This window comes from Cupriavidus pauculus (genome assembly GCF_008693385.1).
In the GTDB taxonomy this organism is placed as follows: domain Bacteria; phylum Pseudomonadota; class Gammaproteobacteria; order Burkholderiales; family Burkholderiaceae; genus Cupriavidus; species Cupriavidus pauculus_D.
Genome location: NZ_CP044067.1, coordinates 950,008 through 965,830 on the forward strand (window position 1 = coordinate 950,008; position 15,823 = coordinate 965,830).

Consider the following 15,823-nt stretch of genomic DNA (forward strand, 5'->3'; position numbering starts at 1 on the left):
GCCCACCCCGTGTCATCCTCGTTCCTTCTTTATCTGCTGCGGCGCGCGCTGTGGACACTGCCGACGCTGCTGCTGGTGGCGCTGCTCGTGTTCGTGCTCATGCGCCTGATTCCGGGCGACCCCGCGCAGCTGATCCTCGGCGACAGCGGCACGGCGGAGCAGCTGGCCGACCTGCGTTCGCAACTGGGCCTCGACCAGCCGATCGTCGTGCAGTTCGGCGTCTGGCTCTCGCATATGGTCCGTGGCGACCTCGGCCACTCCATCACCACCAATGAAGCGGTGCTGCCGCTGCTGATCGAGCGGTTCCAGGTCAGCGCGACCATCGTGCTCGTCGCCGTGGCGGCCGCCGCCGCGATCGCGGTGCCCGCCGGACTGTTCGCGGCGTGGAAGCAGAACTCGCTCACCGATACCGTGATCGTCGCGGGCGCCACGTTCTTCCTGTCGATCCCGAGCTTCTGGCTGGGGTTGCTGTTGCTGTTGCTGGTCGGCCTGAAGCTCGGCTGGGTGCCCGTGGTCGGCTACGTGGCATTCAGCGAGGACTGGCGCGCGGCACTGAGCTACCTGCTGCTGCCGATCGTCACGCTGACGCTGATCGAGATGGGCGTGCTGACGCGCATGGCGCGGGCCAGCGCCATCGAGACCCTGCGCCTCGAGTACGTGACCCACGCGCGCGCCAAGGGCCTGTCCGAACGCCGCGTGCTGCTGCGCCACGTGCTGCCCAATGCGTTCGCGCCCACATGGACGATGATCGGCCTCGTGCTCGGCAACCTGCTGGGCGGCATCGCGGTGCTGGAAACCGTGTTCACGCTGCCGGGCCTCGGCCGGCTACTCGTCGATGCGATCTTCGCGCGCGACTATCCCGTGGTGCAGGGCTGCCTGCTGTTCACCGCGGTCATCTACGTCGTGGTCAACCTTGTGGTCGACCTGTTCTATCCCCTCTTCGACCCGCGAGTGGCAACGTCATGAAACTTCGTCTCAATGCGGCCATCGGCGGCACCCTGGTCGGTACCGTGGTCACGATGGCGCTGCTGTCGATGGTGTGGACGCCGTTCGATCCGCTCAAGCTCAACCTGCGCATGCGGCTCAAGCCACCCACGGACCTGCACTGGCTCGGCACCGACGAGTTCGGCCGCGACATTCTTTCTCGCCTGATTGCCGGCGCGGGCGCAAGCCTGCTCGTCGCGGCGCTGACCGTGGTGCTCGCGCTGCTGCTCGGCACGCTGTTCGGCCTCGTCGCCGGCTACTTCCGCGGCCGCACCGATCGCGTGATGATGGTCGTCAACGATGCGCTGCTGGCGTTTCCGGGCATCCTGCTCGCGCTCGGCATCATGGTCATCACGGGTGCCAACAAGTACGGCATCGTGCTGGCGCTGGGGCTCGCCTATACGCCGACGGTCGTGCGCCTGGTCCGCGGCACCGTGCTGTCGCTGCGCGAGAAGGAATTCGTCGAGGCCTCCCGCGTCATCGGCAATAGCGAACTCACGACGATGCTGCGCCATATCCTGCCGAACTGCGCCGCGCCGCTGATGGTGCTGGGCACGTCGATGTTCGGCTGGGTGGTCCTTGCGGAAAGCGCGCTGAGCTTCCTCGGGCTCGGTGTCCCACCGCCCGCGCCGACGTGGGGCAACATGCTCTCGTCGGGCCGTCCCTATATCGAATCCGCAGCATGGCTCGGCATCGCGCCTGGCCTGTGCATCGCCCTCACGCTGCTGGGCATCAATCTGCTGGGCGACGCACTGCGCGACTGGCTCGACCCCCGCATGGAGCAGGCATGACGATCGCCAACAATGCCCCCACCCCCGCGCCGCTGCTGTCGGTGCGCAACCTGACCCTCCACAGCAACGGCGGCACCGCGATTCTCAAGGGCATCTCGTTCGAGATGGCGCCCGGCGAAGTGCTCGCGCTGGTCGGGGAGTCGGGCAGCGGCAAGACCATGGCCGGCCGCGCCATCATGCGGCTGCTGCCGGCGCAGGTGAAGCAGACCGGCGGCACCATCACCCTCGACGGCAAGGACGTGGCCGTGCTGTCCGACCGCGCGATGCGCGGCCTGCGCGGACAGGTGGCGGGCATGGTCTTTCAGGAACCGATGGTCTCGCTGAACCCGGCCATGACCGTGGGCGCGCAGTTGTGCGAAGGACTGCTGCTGCACGAAAAGCTGGCTCCCAAAGTCGCGCGCGAGCGCGCCATCGAGATGCTGCGCCGCGTGCAGATCGCCGATCCCGAGACCTGCATGGCCTCGTTCCCCCATGCGTTCTCGGGCGGCATGCGCCAGCGCATCATGCTGGCCTCGGTCATGCTGCTCAAGCCGCGCCTGCTGATTGCCGACGAGCCGACCACCGCGCTCGACGCGCTGAGCCAGCGGGAGGTCATGGAAATCATGGCGGACCTCACGCGCAACAGCGGCACCGCCGTGCTGCTGGTCACGCACGACCTGCAACTGGTCGCGCACTACGCGGACTCCGTGCTCGTGCTGCGCCGCGGCGACCAGGTGGAGTACGGCAGCGCGCGCACCGTCCTGTGCGAGCCGAACACGGCCTATACGCGCAGCCTCATCGACGCGCTGCCGCGGCGCGCGGTCGGGCGACCGGCCGTGGCCGACGCACCGCCCGTGATCGAGGCGCGCGATGTCTCGGTGGCCTATCCTGGCGCGCACCGCATGTTCTCGCGCGGCACGGACAAGCTGGCCGTCGATCGCGTATCGCTGGCCATCCGCGCCGGTGAAGTCGTGGCGGTGGTGGGCGGTTCCGGCTCGGGCAAGACCACACTGGGCCGCGCGATGATCGGCCTGCTGCCGCTGGCGGGCGGCACGCTGCAGTTCCGCGGCCAGCCCGTGGGCAGCGGCGGCCGCCAGGCGCAGCGCGAGTTCCGCCTGGCGTGCCAGATGGTGTTCCAGGATCCCTACTCCTCGCTCGACCCGCGCCAGCGCATCGGCGAGATCGTGGCGGAGCCGCTCGACCATGCCGGGCCCATGACCGCGGGCGAGCGCCGGCTGCGTGTCGATCGCATGCTCGCCGAGGTGGGGCTCGATGGACTCGCCGAGCGCTTTCCGCATGCGTTGTCGGGCGGGCAGCGCCAGCGCGTGGCGATTGCGCGCGCGCTCATCCGCAATCCCGCGCTGGTCGTGGCCGACGAGCCCGTGTCCGCGCTCGACATGACGATCCAGAAGCAAGTGCTGACGCTGTTCCGCGAATTGCAGCGCACGCATGGCTTTGCCTGCTTCTTCGTATCGCACAACCTCGCGGCCGTCTCCGAGGTCGCCGATCGCATCGTGGTCATGCACCAGGGGCGCATCGTCGAGGAAGGCAGCGTCGATGACATCCTCGATCGGCCGCAGCACGCGTACACGCGCGCGCTGCTGGAGGCGGCCTACGTGGCACCGGGCCAGCGCACCCCGCTGACGATGAAGATGGAGGCGGCGGCCTAGCGTCTCCGCGCGCGCAGTCGATATACTCCGTGCCATCAACCATCCTGGGGAGCACGCGTGGATCGACTGCAGGCCATGAAGACGTTCGTCGCGGTCGTCGAGTCGGGCGGGTTCACCGCGGCCGCGCGCAAGCTCGACGTCTCGCTGTCGGTGGTCAGCCGCGTCGTGACCGAGCTCGAGGCGCACCTCGGCGTGCGGCTGCTTACGCGGACCACGCGGCTCGTGCGGCCGACCGAGACCGGCTCGGCCTATTTCGAGAACTGCCGCCGCATCCTCGGCGAGATCGAGGAGGCCGAACTCGGCGCGGCCGGCACCCATGGCACGCCACGCGGCCATCTGGTCGTGACGGCGTCGACGCTGTTCGGCGCGCGGCATGTCATGCCCATCGTCGTCGAGTATCTCCAGCGCTATCCCGAAGTCGATGTCAGCACGCTGCTGCTCGACCGCAACGTCAACTTCGTCGATGAGGGCGTCGATGTGGCCGTCCGCATCGGCGAGCTGTCGAGTTCCTCGCTGCAGGCGGTGCAGGTCGGGCGGGTCCGCCGGGTCCTGTGCGCGGCGCCGTCCTACCTCGAGCAGCACGGCACACCGCGCACGCCCGACGAGCTCTTGCAGCACAGCCTGATCCACACCACGGCCGTCGCGCTGACGCCCGAATGGCGCTTCGTGGTCGATGACGCGCCCTACCCGCTGCGGTTTCAGCCGCGGCTGACCACCACGACGAACGATTCCGCCATCCGCGCGGCGGTGAGCGGCCTCGGTATCGCGCGGGCGCTGTCTTATCAGGTGGCGGCCGAGTTATGGTCCGGCACATTACGCGTCGTGCTCGCGGAGTTCGAGACGACCCCGCAGCCCATCCATGTGATCCACCGCGAGGGCCGGCACGCCATGCAGAAGGTCCGCGCGTTCCTCGATCTGGCCATCGAGCGGCTTCGGGCCGACAAATCGCTGAACTAGCCTCGATTCTTCTTGTTTCAAGAAGAATACCTTCGCGATTCGCCTGTTTTTCCGCACTTCGAGTGGTCCTATGATGGTTTCCAGCACGACATTACGTGCGAAACCAACAACCGAGGACACACCATGAAGCTCTACTACCACCCGCTCTCCGGCCACTCCCACCGTGCCCGCCTGTTCCTGTCGCTGATCGGCACCCCGTTCGAGCTGATCAATGTCGATCTGGGCACCGGCGCCCACAAGAAGCCCGAGTTCCTGGCGATCAACCCGTTTGGCCAGGTGCCCGTGCTGGTGGACGGCGACACGGTGGTACCGGACTCGAATGCGATCCTGATCTACCTGAGCAAGAAGTTCGGCAAGACCGACTGGCTGCCGGAAACGCCCGCCGAATCGGCGGCCGTGCAACGCTGGCTATCGGTCGCCGCCGGCGATATCGCCTTCGGCCCCGCCGCCGCCCGCCTTATCACCGTGTTTGCCGCGCCACTGGACAGCAAGCAGGTCATCACCCGCGCCCACGTCGTACTCAAGCGCATGGACGACGCGCTGGCCGGCCGCGAGTGGTTCGCCGCCGATCATCCGACCATCGCGGACGTCGCGCTGTACAGCTACACGGCGCGCGCCCCGGAAGGCTTCGTCGATCTGAAGGACTACGCCAACGTGCGCCAGTGGCTGCAACGCGTGGAAGCCCTGCCCGGCTTCGTCGAGTTCCAGAAGACGCCCGTCGGCCTCGCCGCCTGACAAACCCATCCCCGATGCAGGAGGTAAAGATCATGTCCACGACCCGTGCGCCATGGCATGCCGGTGAACTCGCGATGCAGACGCGGGTAGGCGTTGCCGCCAGAATGGACGAGCTCGGCCGTCGCGTGGTGCGCGACTACATGCCCGACCAGCATCGGGAGTTCTTCGAGCAATTGCCGTTTGTCGTGCTGGGCGCCGTGGCGCCGGATGGCCGCGTCTGGGCCACGTTGCGCACGGGGCAGCCGGGTTTCCTGCATTCGCCGGACCCGCGTGTGCTCGATATCGCCATCGTCCGCGATGCGGCCGATCCTGCCGACGCGGGCTTCGAGGATGGCGATGCGATCGGCCTGCTCGGCATCGACCTGGCCACGCGCCGCCGCAATCGCATGAACGGCGTGCTGCGCCACGATGCCCCCGGTGTCGCGCATATCGATGTGGGACACAGCTTTGGCAACTGCCCGCGCTATATCCACGAACGCACGCTGACGCCGGTGGACGCGACGGTGGGCGATGCTGCGGGCGCCGCCTTGACCGGTCCGGTTCCGCAATGGCTCGATGCGCTCGACGATCGTGCGCGGGCGCTGATTGGGGCCGCCAGCGCATTCTTCGTGGCGTCGTATGCCGACGTGCCCGGCGAACCGCGCCAGGTCGATGTGTCGCACCGCGGCGGCAAGGCCGGCTTCGTCCGCCTGGACGCCGATGGCGGCATGACGATTCCCGACTTCGCGGGCAACCTGTTCTTCAACACGCTGGGCAACTTCATGGTCAACCCCATGGCCGGCGTGACGTTTGCCGACTTCTCCACGGGCGAACTGCTGCAGATGCATGGGCGCGCCGAGGTCATCGTCGATTCGCCCGAGATTGCCGCATTCCAGGGCTCCGAACGCCTCTGGCGCTTTATTCCCGAGCAGATCGTGCGGCGCGACGGCGCGCTGCCGCTGCGCTGGATCACGAAGACCGATGGCGCCGCCCCGAGCTCGCTGCTGACGGGCAACTGGAACGAAGCGGCCGACCGCCTGCGTGCCGCCAGCGTGGCCGACCAGTGGCGGCCGTTCCGCGTCACGCGGATCGTCGACGAAAGCAGCGTGGTGCGGTCGTTCCATCTGGCACCGGCCGACGACGCCGGCATCATCGCGCATCATGCCGGCCAGCATCTGCCGATCCGCCTGACGCTGCCGGGCCACGATGCGCCGGTCCTGCGGACCTACACGTTGTCCGTGGCACCGTCCGATACCGGCTACCGCATCAGCGTCAAGCGCGACGGCCAGGTATCGGGCTACCTGCACGACCATGTGAAGGTGGGCGACATCATCGAGACGCGCGCGCCCGCCGGCGCCTTCACGATCGATCCGTTCGTGCGCCGGCCGGCCGTGCTGCTGGCGGCGGGCATCGGGGTCACGCCGATGCTGGCGATGCTGCGCCACCTGATCTACGAAGGCACGCGCAAGCAGCGCATGCGGCCGACATGGTTCTTCCATTCGGCGCGTTCGCTGACCGAGCGCGCGTTCAGCGCGGAACTCGATGCGCTGGCGTTGCGCGGCAACGGCGCGGTGGAGGTCGTGCGCCTGCTCAGCGATCCGGCCGGCGCTACCATCGGCAAGGATTACGACGAGTCCGGTCGCATCACGATCGACGTGCTGCGCGCGCATCTGCCCTTCGACGATTTCGATTTCTATCTGTGCGGACCGGCGCCGTTCATGCAGTCGCTGTACGACGGTCTGCGCGCGCTCAACGTACCGAACGACCGCATCCACGCCGAGGCATTCGGCACCTCTTCGGTCGTACGCGACGACGCGCCCGTGCTTGCACCGGTGGCGACGACCACGGTGCCGGTGATGTTCACCGATTCGGCCAAAGAGGCCCGCTGGAGTCCCGGCGACGGCTCGCTGCTCGAACTCGCCGAGGAACGCGGGCTGTCACCGGCGTTCAGCTGCCGCGGCGGCAGTTGCGGCAGCTGCCGCACGCGCGTGGTGCAGGGCGAGGTCACCTATGCCCAGCCGCCGTCGTTCCCGGTGCCGGAAGGCGAAGCGCTGATCTGCTGCGCAATGCCCGCCGCGGGCAGCCAGCCGATTCACCTGGCGCTGTAACCCGCGGCAACCCTAGGCCAGCGTTTCCTTGTCGGTGGTCGGCGCGTACATGACCATCAGCGCCTTGGTGGAACCGGAGAGGCTGCGGCCGCGATGCGGGATGCGGGAGTCGAAGTGGATGGTATCGCCAGGCTCGAGCACGTACTTGTCCATGCCGATCTGCCACTCGAGCTTGCCCTCGAGCACGTGGATCAGTTCCTCGCCGTCGTGCTCGAAGAACACGTACTTGTCGATCTCTTCGGGAAAGCTGAACAGGAACGCCTGCAGGGCCTGGCCATGCGCGGCATTGCTGACGGACAGATAGTTGTAGCCGAACGCCGTGCCGCCCAGCACCGTGGGCCGGCGATCATCACGCTTGACGACGCTGACGCCGCGCCACGCGGGCGCCGCGTTGCCCGGTCCCGCGCTCTCCGCCAGCAGCGCGCCCGGTTCCACGCCGAGCACCGCGGCAATGCGCGCGAGCGTGGCGATCGGAGGCACCTTCTTGCCGTTCTCGATCCGCGACAGATACGCCTTGCCGAAGCCCGAGCGCTCGGCCACCTCGGCCAGCGTCATGCGCGCATCGAGCCGATGGCGGCGCAGCCGCTGCCCCAGCGCGCCATGCGCGGAGCCGGCGGCCGCGTCCGGCGCCGCGTCCAGGGCCGTTCCCTGCGACGATCCCACGGCCACGTCCGCGGCCGGCGGCTCGTTGGCGGCGACCGGGGTCGGCTCCGCCTGCGACGGTTTTCTCTTGCTCCCTGAGATGCGGCTCGGTTTCATGCGTGCGATACGAGTTGCCTGATCTGCGCGCAAGTTTACCGCCTTGTGCGCCGCCTGCCAAAAATCGAGGGGGCGGACGACCGGCGGCCTCGCATCAGAGATCGAGCGTCACCCCCACACGCGCGCGCGACACGCACAGCGCGAGCTTCTCCTGACGCTTCGACGCGTCGAGAAAGGAATCCCGATGGATGACCACGCCGTCGGTGTAATCGCAGACGCACGATCCGCACACGCCCATCTCGCACGACGATGCCAGCGGGAACCCCCGCTCCCGCAGCACGGCCAGCGCCGAGGTGTCGGCCGGCACGCGAATCGTCTCGCCAGTGGACGCCAGGCGGATATCGAACGGCTCCGGCTTGAAGTTTTCGTCGAGCGTGGGCGCAAAGACTTCGAAGTGCACCTGCTCCGCGGGCCATGCCGCCGTCGCTTCGCGCACCGCATCGACGAGGCTCGCCGGACCGCAGCAGTAGATATGCGTGCCCGGCACGGGCGTGGCCAGCATCGCCGCGTCGAAACGCTGGCCCTCCGGGTCGCGGCTGAACCATGTCCGCAGCTGTTCGGGCGTGCAGATCCGCGCCAGCTCGGCATGCAGCGGCGCCTCGGCGGCCGTGCGCGCGCAATAGTGGAGCGTAAAGTCCCCGTGCGCCGCGGAGAGGTGCCGCGCCATCGAGACGAACGGCGTAATGCCGATGCCGCCCGCGATAAGGACATGGCGCGCGGCGTCGCGCGACAGCCCGAAGTTGTTGCGCGGCACCGTGACCGGAATCTCCATGCCCGGCGCCAGATGCTCGTGCAGCCAGCGCGAACCCCCGCGGCCGTCGGCCTCGCGCTTGACCGCGATGCGGTAGCGGCCCGGCTCGGCCGGATCGTTGCACAGCGAGTACTGGCGGATCTTGCCGCCCGGGATATGCACGTCCACGTGCGCGCCGGGCTCGGCGTCGGGCAGCGTGGGCCGGCGCGGATGGCGGAACGTGACGACGCGGACGTCGGCGGTGTCGTCGATGACCTCATCGACGACGAGCTTCATGATGATGCGTGCGGACATGAGACAGGAAACGTTAGATCAGCGGTTTTATTCCAGCGGCTCGATCGGGTCGCCCTTCTCGATCCATCCGCCCTCGACAATCGAACAGTTGAGGCCCGAGCGGTTGTAGAGCGGCAGATAGAGCGGCATGCCGAGCAACTCCTCGAGGTACTTGCACGGGAAATTGAGCCGCCCGCCCTTGAGCACCACGTTGCCGACGCGAAAACGCTTGCCGACGAGGTAGTCGAGCGGCACGCCGGACACCGTCAGGTTGCGGCGATGTTCCTCGGGCTTGAGGTGGATGGGCCCCTGTTGCAGCGGCGGGTCGTTGCGCGCCAGCGCGTCGAGCACTTCGGCCGCGAACAGCGTAACCTCGCGTACGTCGGGCTTGGGCGAATACGTGCCCGTGCCGAGGAAATAGCGGTCGCCGACGATGCCCTTGCCGGCAATCAGTTCGGCGCGGTCGAGTTCTTCCATCTCGTACGACGCCGACGGCGCGATATGGATGTGGTGCAGACGCCCACCGGTCCACTGGATCATGGCTTACTCCCCGGTCTGCACGCCCGCGATCGCCTCGATCTCCACGAGCACGTCGCGCGGCAGGCGCGCGACTTCGATCGTCGAGCGCGCGGGCACGCTGGTGCCGAAGAACGACTGATACACGGCGTTCATCAGCGCGAACTGGTTCATGTCCTTCAGGAACACGGTGGTCTTGACCACGCTTGCCAGGCTCGCGCCGCCGGCCTCGAGCACGGCGGCCACGTTGGCCAGCGACTGGCGCGTCTGTCCCTCGACGTCGGCGGGAATCTCGCCCGTGGCCGGGTCGATGGGCAACTGGCCCGAGCAGAACACGAGGTCGCCCAGACGGACGCCTTGCGCGTAAGGGCCGACGGCCGCGGGTGCGCGCTCCGTCTTGAGGGGGGTGGGTTGCGGCATGATGAAGATCGGTTGTCGATGACTGTCGGAATGTCGGTGGTTTCCCCATGGTTTCCCCATGGGAAACTTTAGTCTAGCGCAGCCTGCAGGCGATGTCACGCCTCGCGGATCGAATCGTTGCGCGTCTCCCGGGCAAACAGGGCCGCGACCAGCGTGACGATCGCCACCCCGATCAGCAGCATCGAGACCCCCGCGGTACCGCCGAGCTTCTCCACGAGCACGGTCGCGAAGATCGGCGTGAGGCCGCCCCCGATCGCTGCCGCCACCTGAAAGCCGAACGAAGCGCCGGTGTAACGTGCCCGCGCGCCGAACAGCTCGGGGAAGTACGTTGCCTCGATACTGAACATCATCCCCTGGCCAAGAATCAGGCCCATCGAGATTGCCGCGACGATCAGCGTCGGATCGCGGGTATCGACCATCCAGAACATCGGGTAGGCAAACAGGATCGTGAAGGCCGTGCCGATGAAGAACAGCGGACGGCGTCCGATGCGGTCCGCCAGCAGCCCGAACAGCGGCATGATGAACACCTCGATCACGGCCGCGATAAAGATCGCGTTGAGCAGCATCTTCTTGGGCAAGCCGAGGTGCGTCGTGGCATAGACAACCAGGAATACGGTCAGCAGGTAGACCCACGACACCTCGCACAGCTTGAGGCCGATGGCCACGAGGAACGACTTGCGGTGGCGCGTGAAGACTTCCTTGAGCGGATTGGCCGCAAGCTCGTTCTTCGCCTTCATTTCCTCGAACACCGGCGATTCCGTGATGCGCATGCGCACGAAGCTGCCGAGGCCCACCAGCACGATGCTCAGCAGGAACGGCACGCGCCAGCCCCAGCTCATCAGCGCTTCCTCGGGCAGCGAGGACACGGCCCAGAACACGGCGGTGGAGAGAATCAGGCCAAGCGGAAAGCCGACCTGCACGAGGCTGCCGTACAACCCGCGCCGGTGCTTCGGCGAGTGCTCGAGCACCATCAATGCGGCCCCGCCCCACTCGCCGCCGAGCCCGATGCCCTGCACGATGCGCAGCAGCACGAGCAGCACGGGGGCCCAGACGCCGATCTGCTGGTACGTCGGCAGCAGGCCGATGGCAAACGTGCCGACGCCCATCAGCAGCAGCGACATCAGCAGCATCGACTTGCGGCCGAGCCGGTCGCCCATGAACCCGAACACCGCGCCGCCGAACGGACGCGCGAGGAAGCCGACGGCCGCGCTGCCGAGCGCCGCCAGCGTGCCCAGCATCGGATCGGCGGCGGGAAAGAACAGCTTGTTGAAGATCAGCGCGGCCGCGGTGCCGTAGATCAGGAAGTCATACCATTCGATGATGGTCCCGACGGAACTGGCGAACAGCACGCGGGTGAGGTTGGATTCGTCGGTAGCGGCCGGCTGGACCGGCGTCGACATGGCTGCTGGATAGGTCACGGTGGCACTCCCCTAGGGTTTCCCAAAAAGTTTCCCGATGTTTCCCATATGCACAACCTGTGCCACCCGACGTTCTATATGGGAAACCGGGAACATGAGGCCCCGCGGACCTATGGCGCGTCACTTGAAAACGCGGGAAACAGCGGAGAAAAAGCGCAATTTGAGTGCGGAGAGCACTAGAGAAGTGCGGGCTGGCACCACGATCGCGGTGCCGGAACCCCGGTCCTGCCTTCGACGAGAGTTTTCCCTATTGGGAAACTCCCGTAGCGTCCGGTCGGCAGTCTTGCGTCCGCCAGGTCAGCGAACCCCGGACGCGGGCCCTCAATCCCCGGACAACTCGCAGAACCGCAGCCGGTTTCCGAACGGATCGGCGATCTGCATCTGCCGGCCCCAGCCCAGCGACTCGATGCCGGGGCGCGCGTAGCCGTACTGTTTTGCGATCAGCTCCCGATGGAATGCGTCGATGTCTTCCATCGGCACGAACACCGTCGAGCCCGGCGTGGCGTCGCCGTAGTGTTCGCTCAGGTGCAGCGTCAAACCCGAGCGGCGCACCTGCATATAGATGGGCAGCTCCGGCTCGAACCGGTGCTCCCAGTCGAGCGTGAAGCCGAGGAAATCGAGGTAGAACTCCCTGGCCTTCTCGACCGAGAAGATCCGGAGGATCGGCACCGCGGCGGACAGTTGCATGGCATCACAAGGGAAAGGTTTGGCAAGAGCCCGATAGTACCGAGACAAGGAGGCCACGGACAAACGTCCGAGCCATGCAACACCCCACTTCGATGGGAGACATGCTGCAGCGGGGGGGTGCTATCGTCGCGCTTGCGCTCGCCTTACACTTCCCTTTCATCGCCCATCTCGGGCGTACTCGTCTACGCCGCCACGCGGATCCGAGCGCGCATCGTGCAACCGCGAAAAAAATATTCGCGACGCGTGTAAGGAAAGCATAGAAGGCTCCGACTACCGTCCAGATCGTCGCCGACGGTCGCCGCGACGGACTTCCATTCGTGTTGCCGCGCGGCAATGACACACACCAAGGAGTCTTCACCATGAACAAGCAATCCGCACTCGTTGCCGCCGCCCTCGTCGGTCTGTTCTCGGCGGGTGTCGCGCATGCCGCCGACGCCAATGCCGACAAGGAAAAGTGCTACGGCGTCGCCATGGCCGGGCAGAACGACTGCGCGAGCAGCTCGGGCAGCCACTCGTGCGCGGGCCAGTCGAAGGCCGACAAGGACCCCAAGGACTGGAAGTTCGTCGCCAAGGGCACCTGCGCACAGATGGGTGGCAAGCTGAGCGCCGCCAAGTAAGACGCGTCGCCTGGCGGAGCCTCATCATGACCTCGCGCGTCCTATCGCACCTTCCCGCCGCGCCCGGCGATCTTGGCTTCGGTATCGGGCTGCGCACTTCGCTCTATGCCGAAGTGCTGGCCCGGCGCCACGATGCCGATCGCGTCGACTGGTTCGAGGTACATACCGAGAACTATCTTGGCGCGGGCGGACGGGACATCCGCGTCCTGGAAACCCTGCGGTCCGACTATCCGCTGAGCCTCCATGGCGTGGGACTGGGGCTCGGCTCCGCCGGCGACGATCACTTCACGCCGCATCTGGAACGCATTGCCGCGCTCGTCGAGCGCGTGGAACCGGCGCTCGTTTCCGAGCACCTGTGCTGGAACCGTGTCGCACGACATCAGTTCAACGACCTGCTGCCATTGCCGCTGACGGAAGACGCGCTCGCGCTGATGGCCGACCGCGTGGACCGCATGCAGTCGCGGCTGCGGCGGCGGATTCTCGTCGAGAACGTCTCCACGTTCCTGCGTTATCGCGACGACCAGATGCGCGAAACCGAATTTCTGGCAGCGCTGGCGCGGCGTACGGGCTGCGGCATCCTGCTCGATATCAACAACCTCTACGTGAATCAGTTCAATCACGCGGAGGACGCCCAATGCGCGCTCGACGATCTTGCGGAACTGCCCGCCGGCACGATCGGCGAGATCCATGTGGCGGGGCATCTTGCCGCCGGCGACGACGCTACCGGACGCGTGCTCATCGACCACCATGGCGCGCCCGTGGCGGAACCGGTCTGGGCGCTGTACGAAGCCGCCCTGCGCAAGCTCTGCTGCGGCGAAGGCGTGGCCATTCCGACGCTCATCGAATGGGACACCGACGTGCCGCCGCTCGACGTCCTGCTGGAAGAGCGGCGCCGTGCGATCGATCACGCCTGGCATGCGATGCGTCCCCATGCTGTCGGCCCGCGCATCGCAAAGGAGACTGGCCATGCCATCGCCTGACGCCTTGCAGCAGATGTTCGCGCAGGCGATCGTCGCGCCCCGGCTCGACACGGAAACCGCGTCCGCCTGCCTCGCGATCTTCGATGGCGACGCGGATGCGGTACGCAGCCGGATGCGCTACTACCGCGGCAACCAGCAGGCCACCGCGCTGTCCGTGCTCGGCAATGCGTACCCGGTCGTACGCGCGCTGCTCGGCGACGAGTTCTTCGAAGCGCTGAGCGACGTGTACCGGCAAGCCCATCCGTCGCAGGATCCGGATCTGCATCGCTATGGCGGCGCGTTCGGCGACTTCCTGCGAACGTTCGATCCCGTCGCGCCATATCCGTACATACCGGACGTCGCGCGGCTCGAATGGCAGTGCCACGCCGCGTATTACGCGCCGGACGAAACGCCGCTGACCGTCGACGACATCGCGTCGCTGTCGCCGGACACCGTCGCGGCCATGCCCGTTGCACTCACGTCATGCACGCGGCCGTTCACCTCGCCATGGGATGCGGTCTCGATCTGGCGCGCCCATCAGCCCGACGGCCCCGCATTGCCCGAAGACCCGCACGTCGCAAGCGCGGGCATCGTCGTGCGCCCGGACTGGCGCGTGAACGTGCTGCCCGCTTCCGCGGCAGAGGCGGTTGCACTGGCCTCGCTGATATCGACCCACGTCGACAGCCCCATGCCGCTCGGCGCGCTATTGCAGCGTGCCGCCAGCCTCGACCGTCAATTCCATCCCGCGGCAGCACTTTCGCGCTGGCTTCATGCCGGCATGCTGCGCCGCGCGTCCTGAAAGGATCCAGACATGAACACGATGACCCAACCCTCCCCGAACGACGGTTCGCAGGCCGGCACCCTGCAGCGCACCCGCCAGTATGTGGAGCAATGGCTCGGCGACTGGGGACTGTCCCTGCTGCTGCTTGGCATTCGCGTGTACGTCGGCTGGCAGTTCTTTGCCTCGGGCAAGCTCAAGCTCATGGACTGGGGCTCGACGCTCGCCCTCTTCCACGACGAGTACCACGTGCCGCTGCTGCCGCCCGATGTCGCGGCGGTGTTCGGGACGTTCGGCGAACTCGCGTTTCCGCTGCTGCTATTCGTGGGATTGTTCTCGCGTCCGGCCGCGCTGGGCCTCTTCGCGGTGAACCTGATGGCGGTGATCTCGTATCCGGAGTTGTGGACGTTCGAATGTCCCGCGGCGATCCAGAGCCACCTCTACTGGGGCATGCTCCTGCTGGTGCCGCTGACGGCCGGTGGCGGGCGCCTGAGCCTCGACGCGCTGCGCCGCCGGCGCTGAGTCCCGGACGGCGGCCTTCAATCGCCGTCGCGCTCGGCCGGCTCCTGCTGGCCGAGCTTGCGCATGGCCCTGCGCATCAGCCGCATCTGCCCGTTGAAGTTCGTGCAGGCATCGCAGATGGCCAGATGCATGCGCACGCGGGCACGCTCCACCCACGAGAGCGGCTGGTCCATCCCCTTCATGGTCAGGAAGTGCACCTCCTCGCATTTCGGGAGCAGGCGTTTGCGGGGGCCGTGCGGAAAGTCCGGCGAATCTGGCATGTGAGTCCTGTCAGCGTGACGCGCCGCGCTCCCCGAACCAGTTCAGTTCGAGGCATTCACGCAGACGCATGCGGGCGCGATACAGCATCACCCATGCGTTGGTCGCGCTGATCTTCAAATCCTGACAGATTTCTTCGGTTTCGAGTTCCAGCCACTCCCGCATCATGAAAATGCGGCCGGCCTTGGCGGGCAGCTTGTCCACGCAGACCTGCAGGATCTCGAAAAACTCGCGCCGCTCGAACGTCCGGTCCGGATCGCCCCAGTCCGACGGCGGATGCTGGTAGTGGCCATTGCGCGAGAACAACGCATCGAACGCATCGTCTTCGGACTGGGACTCGCCGTCCTCGCCGGACGCCAGCGCAATGCGCACCTCGCGCTTGCCGCTGCGCAGCAGGTCCACGATCTTGTGCTTGAGAATGCCGACCAGGTATGTCCGCAGCGCGGACTGGCCGGCGAACCGCTCGGGATGCTCGAGCGCGGCGAGGATGGTCTCCGACACCGTGTCCTCTGCCAGCGTGTCGTCACGCAGCTGCAGCCGCGCAAAACGCAGCAGGTACGGCCGGACAGACTCGAGTTCGTTGGGGTCGATACCCGCGATAGACGGTGCCATTTGCTCTTCTTCTGATTCGGCACGATCCACCCATGCCGCGACGATCGCCA

The 15,823-nt window shown here is 67.0% G+C and carries 18 protein-coding genes; 10 read left to right on the top strand and 8 right to left on the bottom strand.

What is annotated here, in order from left to right:
- Positions 1 to 9 precede the first annotated feature (9 nt).
- The 6 genes from FOB72_RS22590 (at position 10) to FOB72_RS22615 (ending at position 7,203) form a co-directional block, all read left to right on the top strand.
- Entirely contained in the window at positions 10 to 966 is a 957-nt protein-coding gene (locus FOB72_RS22590) for an ABC transporter permease (protein WP_150374928.1), read from the top strand.
- Positions 963 to 1,775: an ABC transporter permease gene (locus FOB72_RS22595; protein ID WP_150374929.1), complete on the top strand. Its 813-nt coding sequence runs from the start codon at positions 963 to 965 to the stop codon at positions 1,773 to 1,775. Before FOB72_RS22590 ends, FOB72_RS22595 begins: the two co-directional genes overlap by 4 nt.
- Positions 1,772 to 3,424, top strand: coding sequence for a dipeptide ABC transporter ATP-binding protein (locus tag FOB72_RS22600; protein WP_150374930.1), 1,653 nt, complete (start codon positions 1,772 to 1,774; stop codon positions 3,422 to 3,424). Before FOB72_RS22595 ends, FOB72_RS22600 begins: the two co-directional genes overlap by 4 nt.
- Before the next feature lie 57 nt (positions 3,425 to 3,481).
- The gene (locus FOB72_RS22605) at positions 3,482 to 4,381 is read left to right on the top strand and encodes a LysR family transcriptional regulator (RefSeq protein ID WP_150374931.1); all 900 of its coding nucleotides are present in this window, start codon (positions 3,482 to 3,484) and stop codon (positions 4,379 to 4,381) included.
- Positions 4,382 to 4,504: 123 nt separating this feature from the next.
- Positions 4,505 to 5,116 (top strand): glutathione S-transferase family protein, encoded by a 612-nt coding sequence (locus tag FOB72_RS22610; protein ID WP_150374932.1) that lies wholly within the window; start codon positions 4,505 to 4,507, stop codon positions 5,114 to 5,116.
- A gap of 32 nt (positions 5,117 to 5,148) precedes the next feature.
- Positions 5,149 to 7,203 (top strand): pyridoxamine 5'-phosphate oxidase family protein, encoded by a 2,055-nt coding sequence (locus FOB72_RS22615; RefSeq protein WP_317889559.1) that lies wholly within the window; start codon positions 5,149 to 5,151, stop codon positions 7,201 to 7,203.
- A 12-nt stretch (positions 7,204 to 7,215) separates the two neighbouring features.
- On the opposite strand, the gene FOB72_RS22620 is transcribed toward FOB72_RS22615, so the two are convergent.
- The 6 genes from FOB72_RS22620 to FOB72_RS22645 form a co-directional block, all read right to left on the bottom strand.
- Positions 7,216 to 7,962 (bottom strand): helix-turn-helix domain-containing protein, encoded by a 747-nt coding sequence (locus FOB72_RS22620; RefSeq protein WP_150374934.1) that lies wholly within the window; start codon positions 7,960 to 7,962, stop codon positions 7,216 to 7,218.
- A 94-nt stretch (positions 7,963 to 8,056) separates the two neighbouring features.
- Positions 8,057 to 9,007, bottom strand: a complete 951-nt coding sequence (locus tag FOB72_RS22625) for a PDR/VanB family oxidoreductase (protein WP_150374935.1) — start codon at positions 9,005 to 9,007, stop codon at positions 8,057 to 8,059.
- Between the two features lie 27 nt (positions 9,008 to 9,034).
- Positions 9,035 to 9,526, bottom strand: coding sequence for an MOSC domain-containing protein (locus tag FOB72_RS22630; protein ID WP_150374936.1), 492 nt, complete (start codon positions 9,524 to 9,526; stop codon positions 9,035 to 9,037).
- A gap of 3 nt (positions 9,527 to 9,529) precedes the next feature.
- A complete protein-coding gene (locus FOB72_RS22635) occupies positions 9,530 to 9,922 on the bottom strand; it encodes a RidA family protein (RefSeq protein ID WP_150374937.1) in 393 nt (130 codons plus the stop codon).
- 95 nt (positions 9,923 to 10,017) lie between these two features.
- Positions 10,018 to 11,340, bottom strand: a complete 1,323-nt coding sequence (locus tag FOB72_RS22640; protein WP_223851755.1) for an MFS transporter — start codon at positions 11,338 to 11,340, stop codon at positions 10,018 to 10,020.
- A gap of 321 nt (positions 11,341 to 11,661) precedes the next feature.
- Complete coding sequence (locus FOB72_RS22645; protein WP_150374938.1) at positions 11,662 to 12,027, bottom strand: glyoxalase superfamily protein; 366 nt, start codon at positions 12,025 to 12,027, stop codon at positions 11,662 to 11,664.
- A 359-nt stretch (positions 12,028 to 12,386) separates the two neighbouring features.
- On the opposite strand from FOB72_RS22645, the gene FOB72_RS22650 reads away from it, so the two are divergent.
- From FOB72_RS22650 to FOB72_RS22665, 4 genes are read left to right on the top strand one after another with little or no spacing between them, the layout of a single operon-like run.
- Positions 12,387 to 12,644 (top strand): DUF2282 domain-containing protein, encoded by a 258-nt coding sequence (locus FOB72_RS22650; protein WP_150374939.1) that lies wholly within the window; start codon positions 12,387 to 12,389, stop codon positions 12,642 to 12,644.
- Positions 12,645 to 12,670: 26 nt separating this feature from the next.
- Entirely contained in the window at positions 12,671 to 13,624 is a 954-nt protein-coding gene (locus FOB72_RS22655; RefSeq protein WP_150374940.1) for a DUF692 domain-containing protein, read from the top strand.
- Positions 13,611 to 14,402, top strand: coding sequence for a DNA-binding domain-containing protein (locus FOB72_RS22660; protein WP_191002383.1), 792 nt, complete (start codon positions 13,611 to 13,613; stop codon positions 14,400 to 14,402). The genes FOB72_RS22655 and FOB72_RS22660 overlap by 14 nt, the downstream gene beginning before the upstream one ends.
- Before the next feature lie 12 nt (positions 14,403 to 14,414).
- Positions 14,415 to 14,903, top strand: coding sequence for a DoxX family protein (locus FOB72_RS22665; RefSeq protein WP_223851756.1), 489 nt, complete (start codon positions 14,415 to 14,417; stop codon positions 14,901 to 14,903).
- A gap of 17 nt (positions 14,904 to 14,920) precedes the next feature.
- On the opposite strand, the gene FOB72_RS22670 is transcribed toward FOB72_RS22665, so the two are convergent.
- Together FOB72_RS22670 and FOB72_RS22675 are read right to left on the bottom strand one after the other, a co-directional pair.
- Complete coding sequence (locus tag FOB72_RS22670; protein ID WP_150374942.1) at positions 14,921 to 15,163, bottom strand: zf-HC2 domain-containing protein; 243 nt, start codon at positions 15,161 to 15,163, stop codon at positions 14,921 to 14,923.
- Between the two features lie 10 nt (positions 15,164 to 15,173).
- Complete coding sequence (locus tag FOB72_RS22675; RefSeq protein WP_150374943.1) at positions 15,174 to 15,773, bottom strand: sigma-70 family RNA polymerase sigma factor; 600 nt, start codon at positions 15,771 to 15,773, stop codon at positions 15,174 to 15,176.
- Positions 15,774 to 15,823 lie beyond the last annotated feature (50 nt).

Coding starts and splice junctions, on each gene's coding strand:
- FOB72_RS22610 (WP_150374932.1), top strand. CDS start 4,505: ATGAAGCTCTACTACCACCCGCTCTCCGGCCACTCCCACCGTGCCCGC.
- FOB72_RS22635 (WP_150374937.1), bottom strand. CDS start 9,922: ATGCCGCAACCCACCCCCCTCAAGACGGAGCGCGCACCCGCGGCCGTC.
- FOB72_RS22630 (WP_150374936.1), bottom strand. CDS start 9,526: ATGATCCAGTGGACCGGTGGGCGTCTGCACCACATCCATATCGCGCCG.
- FOB72_RS22675 (WP_150374943.1), bottom strand. CDS start 15,773: ATGGCACCGTCTATCGCGGGTATCGACCCCAACGAACTCGAGTCTGTC.
- FOB72_RS22655 (WP_150374940.1), top strand. CDS start 12,671: ATGACCTCGCGCGTCCTATCGCACCTTCCCGCCGCGCCCGGCGATCTT.
- FOB72_RS22665 (WP_223851756.1), top strand. CDS start 14,415: ATGAACACGATGACCCAACCCTCCCCGAACGACGGTTCGCAGGCCGGC.
- FOB72_RS22615 (WP_317889559.1), top strand. CDS start 5,149: ATGTCCACGACCCGTGCGCCATGGCATGCCGGTGAACTCGCGATGCAG.
- FOB72_RS22595 (WP_150374929.1), top strand. CDS start 963: ATGAAACTTCGTCTCAATGCGGCCATCGGCGGCACCCTGGTCGGTACC.
- FOB72_RS22600 (WP_150374930.1), top strand. CDS start 1,772: ATGACGATCGCCAACAATGCCCCCACCCCCGCGCCGCTGCTGTCGGTG.
- FOB72_RS22670 (WP_150374942.1), bottom strand. CDS start 15,163: ATGCCAGATTCGCCGGACTTTCCGCACGGCCCCCGCAAACGCCTGCTC.
- FOB72_RS22620 (WP_150374934.1), bottom strand. CDS start 7,962: ATGAAACCGAGCCGCATCTCAGGGAGCAAGAGAAAACCGTCGCAGGCG.
- FOB72_RS22650 (WP_150374939.1), top strand. CDS start 12,387: ATGAACAAGCAATCCGCACTCGTTGCCGCCGCCCTCGTCGGTCTGTTC.
- FOB72_RS22660 (WP_191002383.1), top strand. CDS start 13,611: ATGCCATCGCCTGACGCCTTGCAGCAGATGTTCGCGCAGGCGATCGTC.
- FOB72_RS22645 (WP_150374938.1), bottom strand. CDS start 12,027: ATGCAACTGTCCGCCGCGGTGCCGATCCTCCGGATCTTCTCGGTCGAG.
- FOB72_RS22625 (WP_150374935.1), bottom strand. CDS start 9,007: ATGTCCGCACGCATCATCATGAAGCTCGTCGTCGATGAGGTCATCGAC.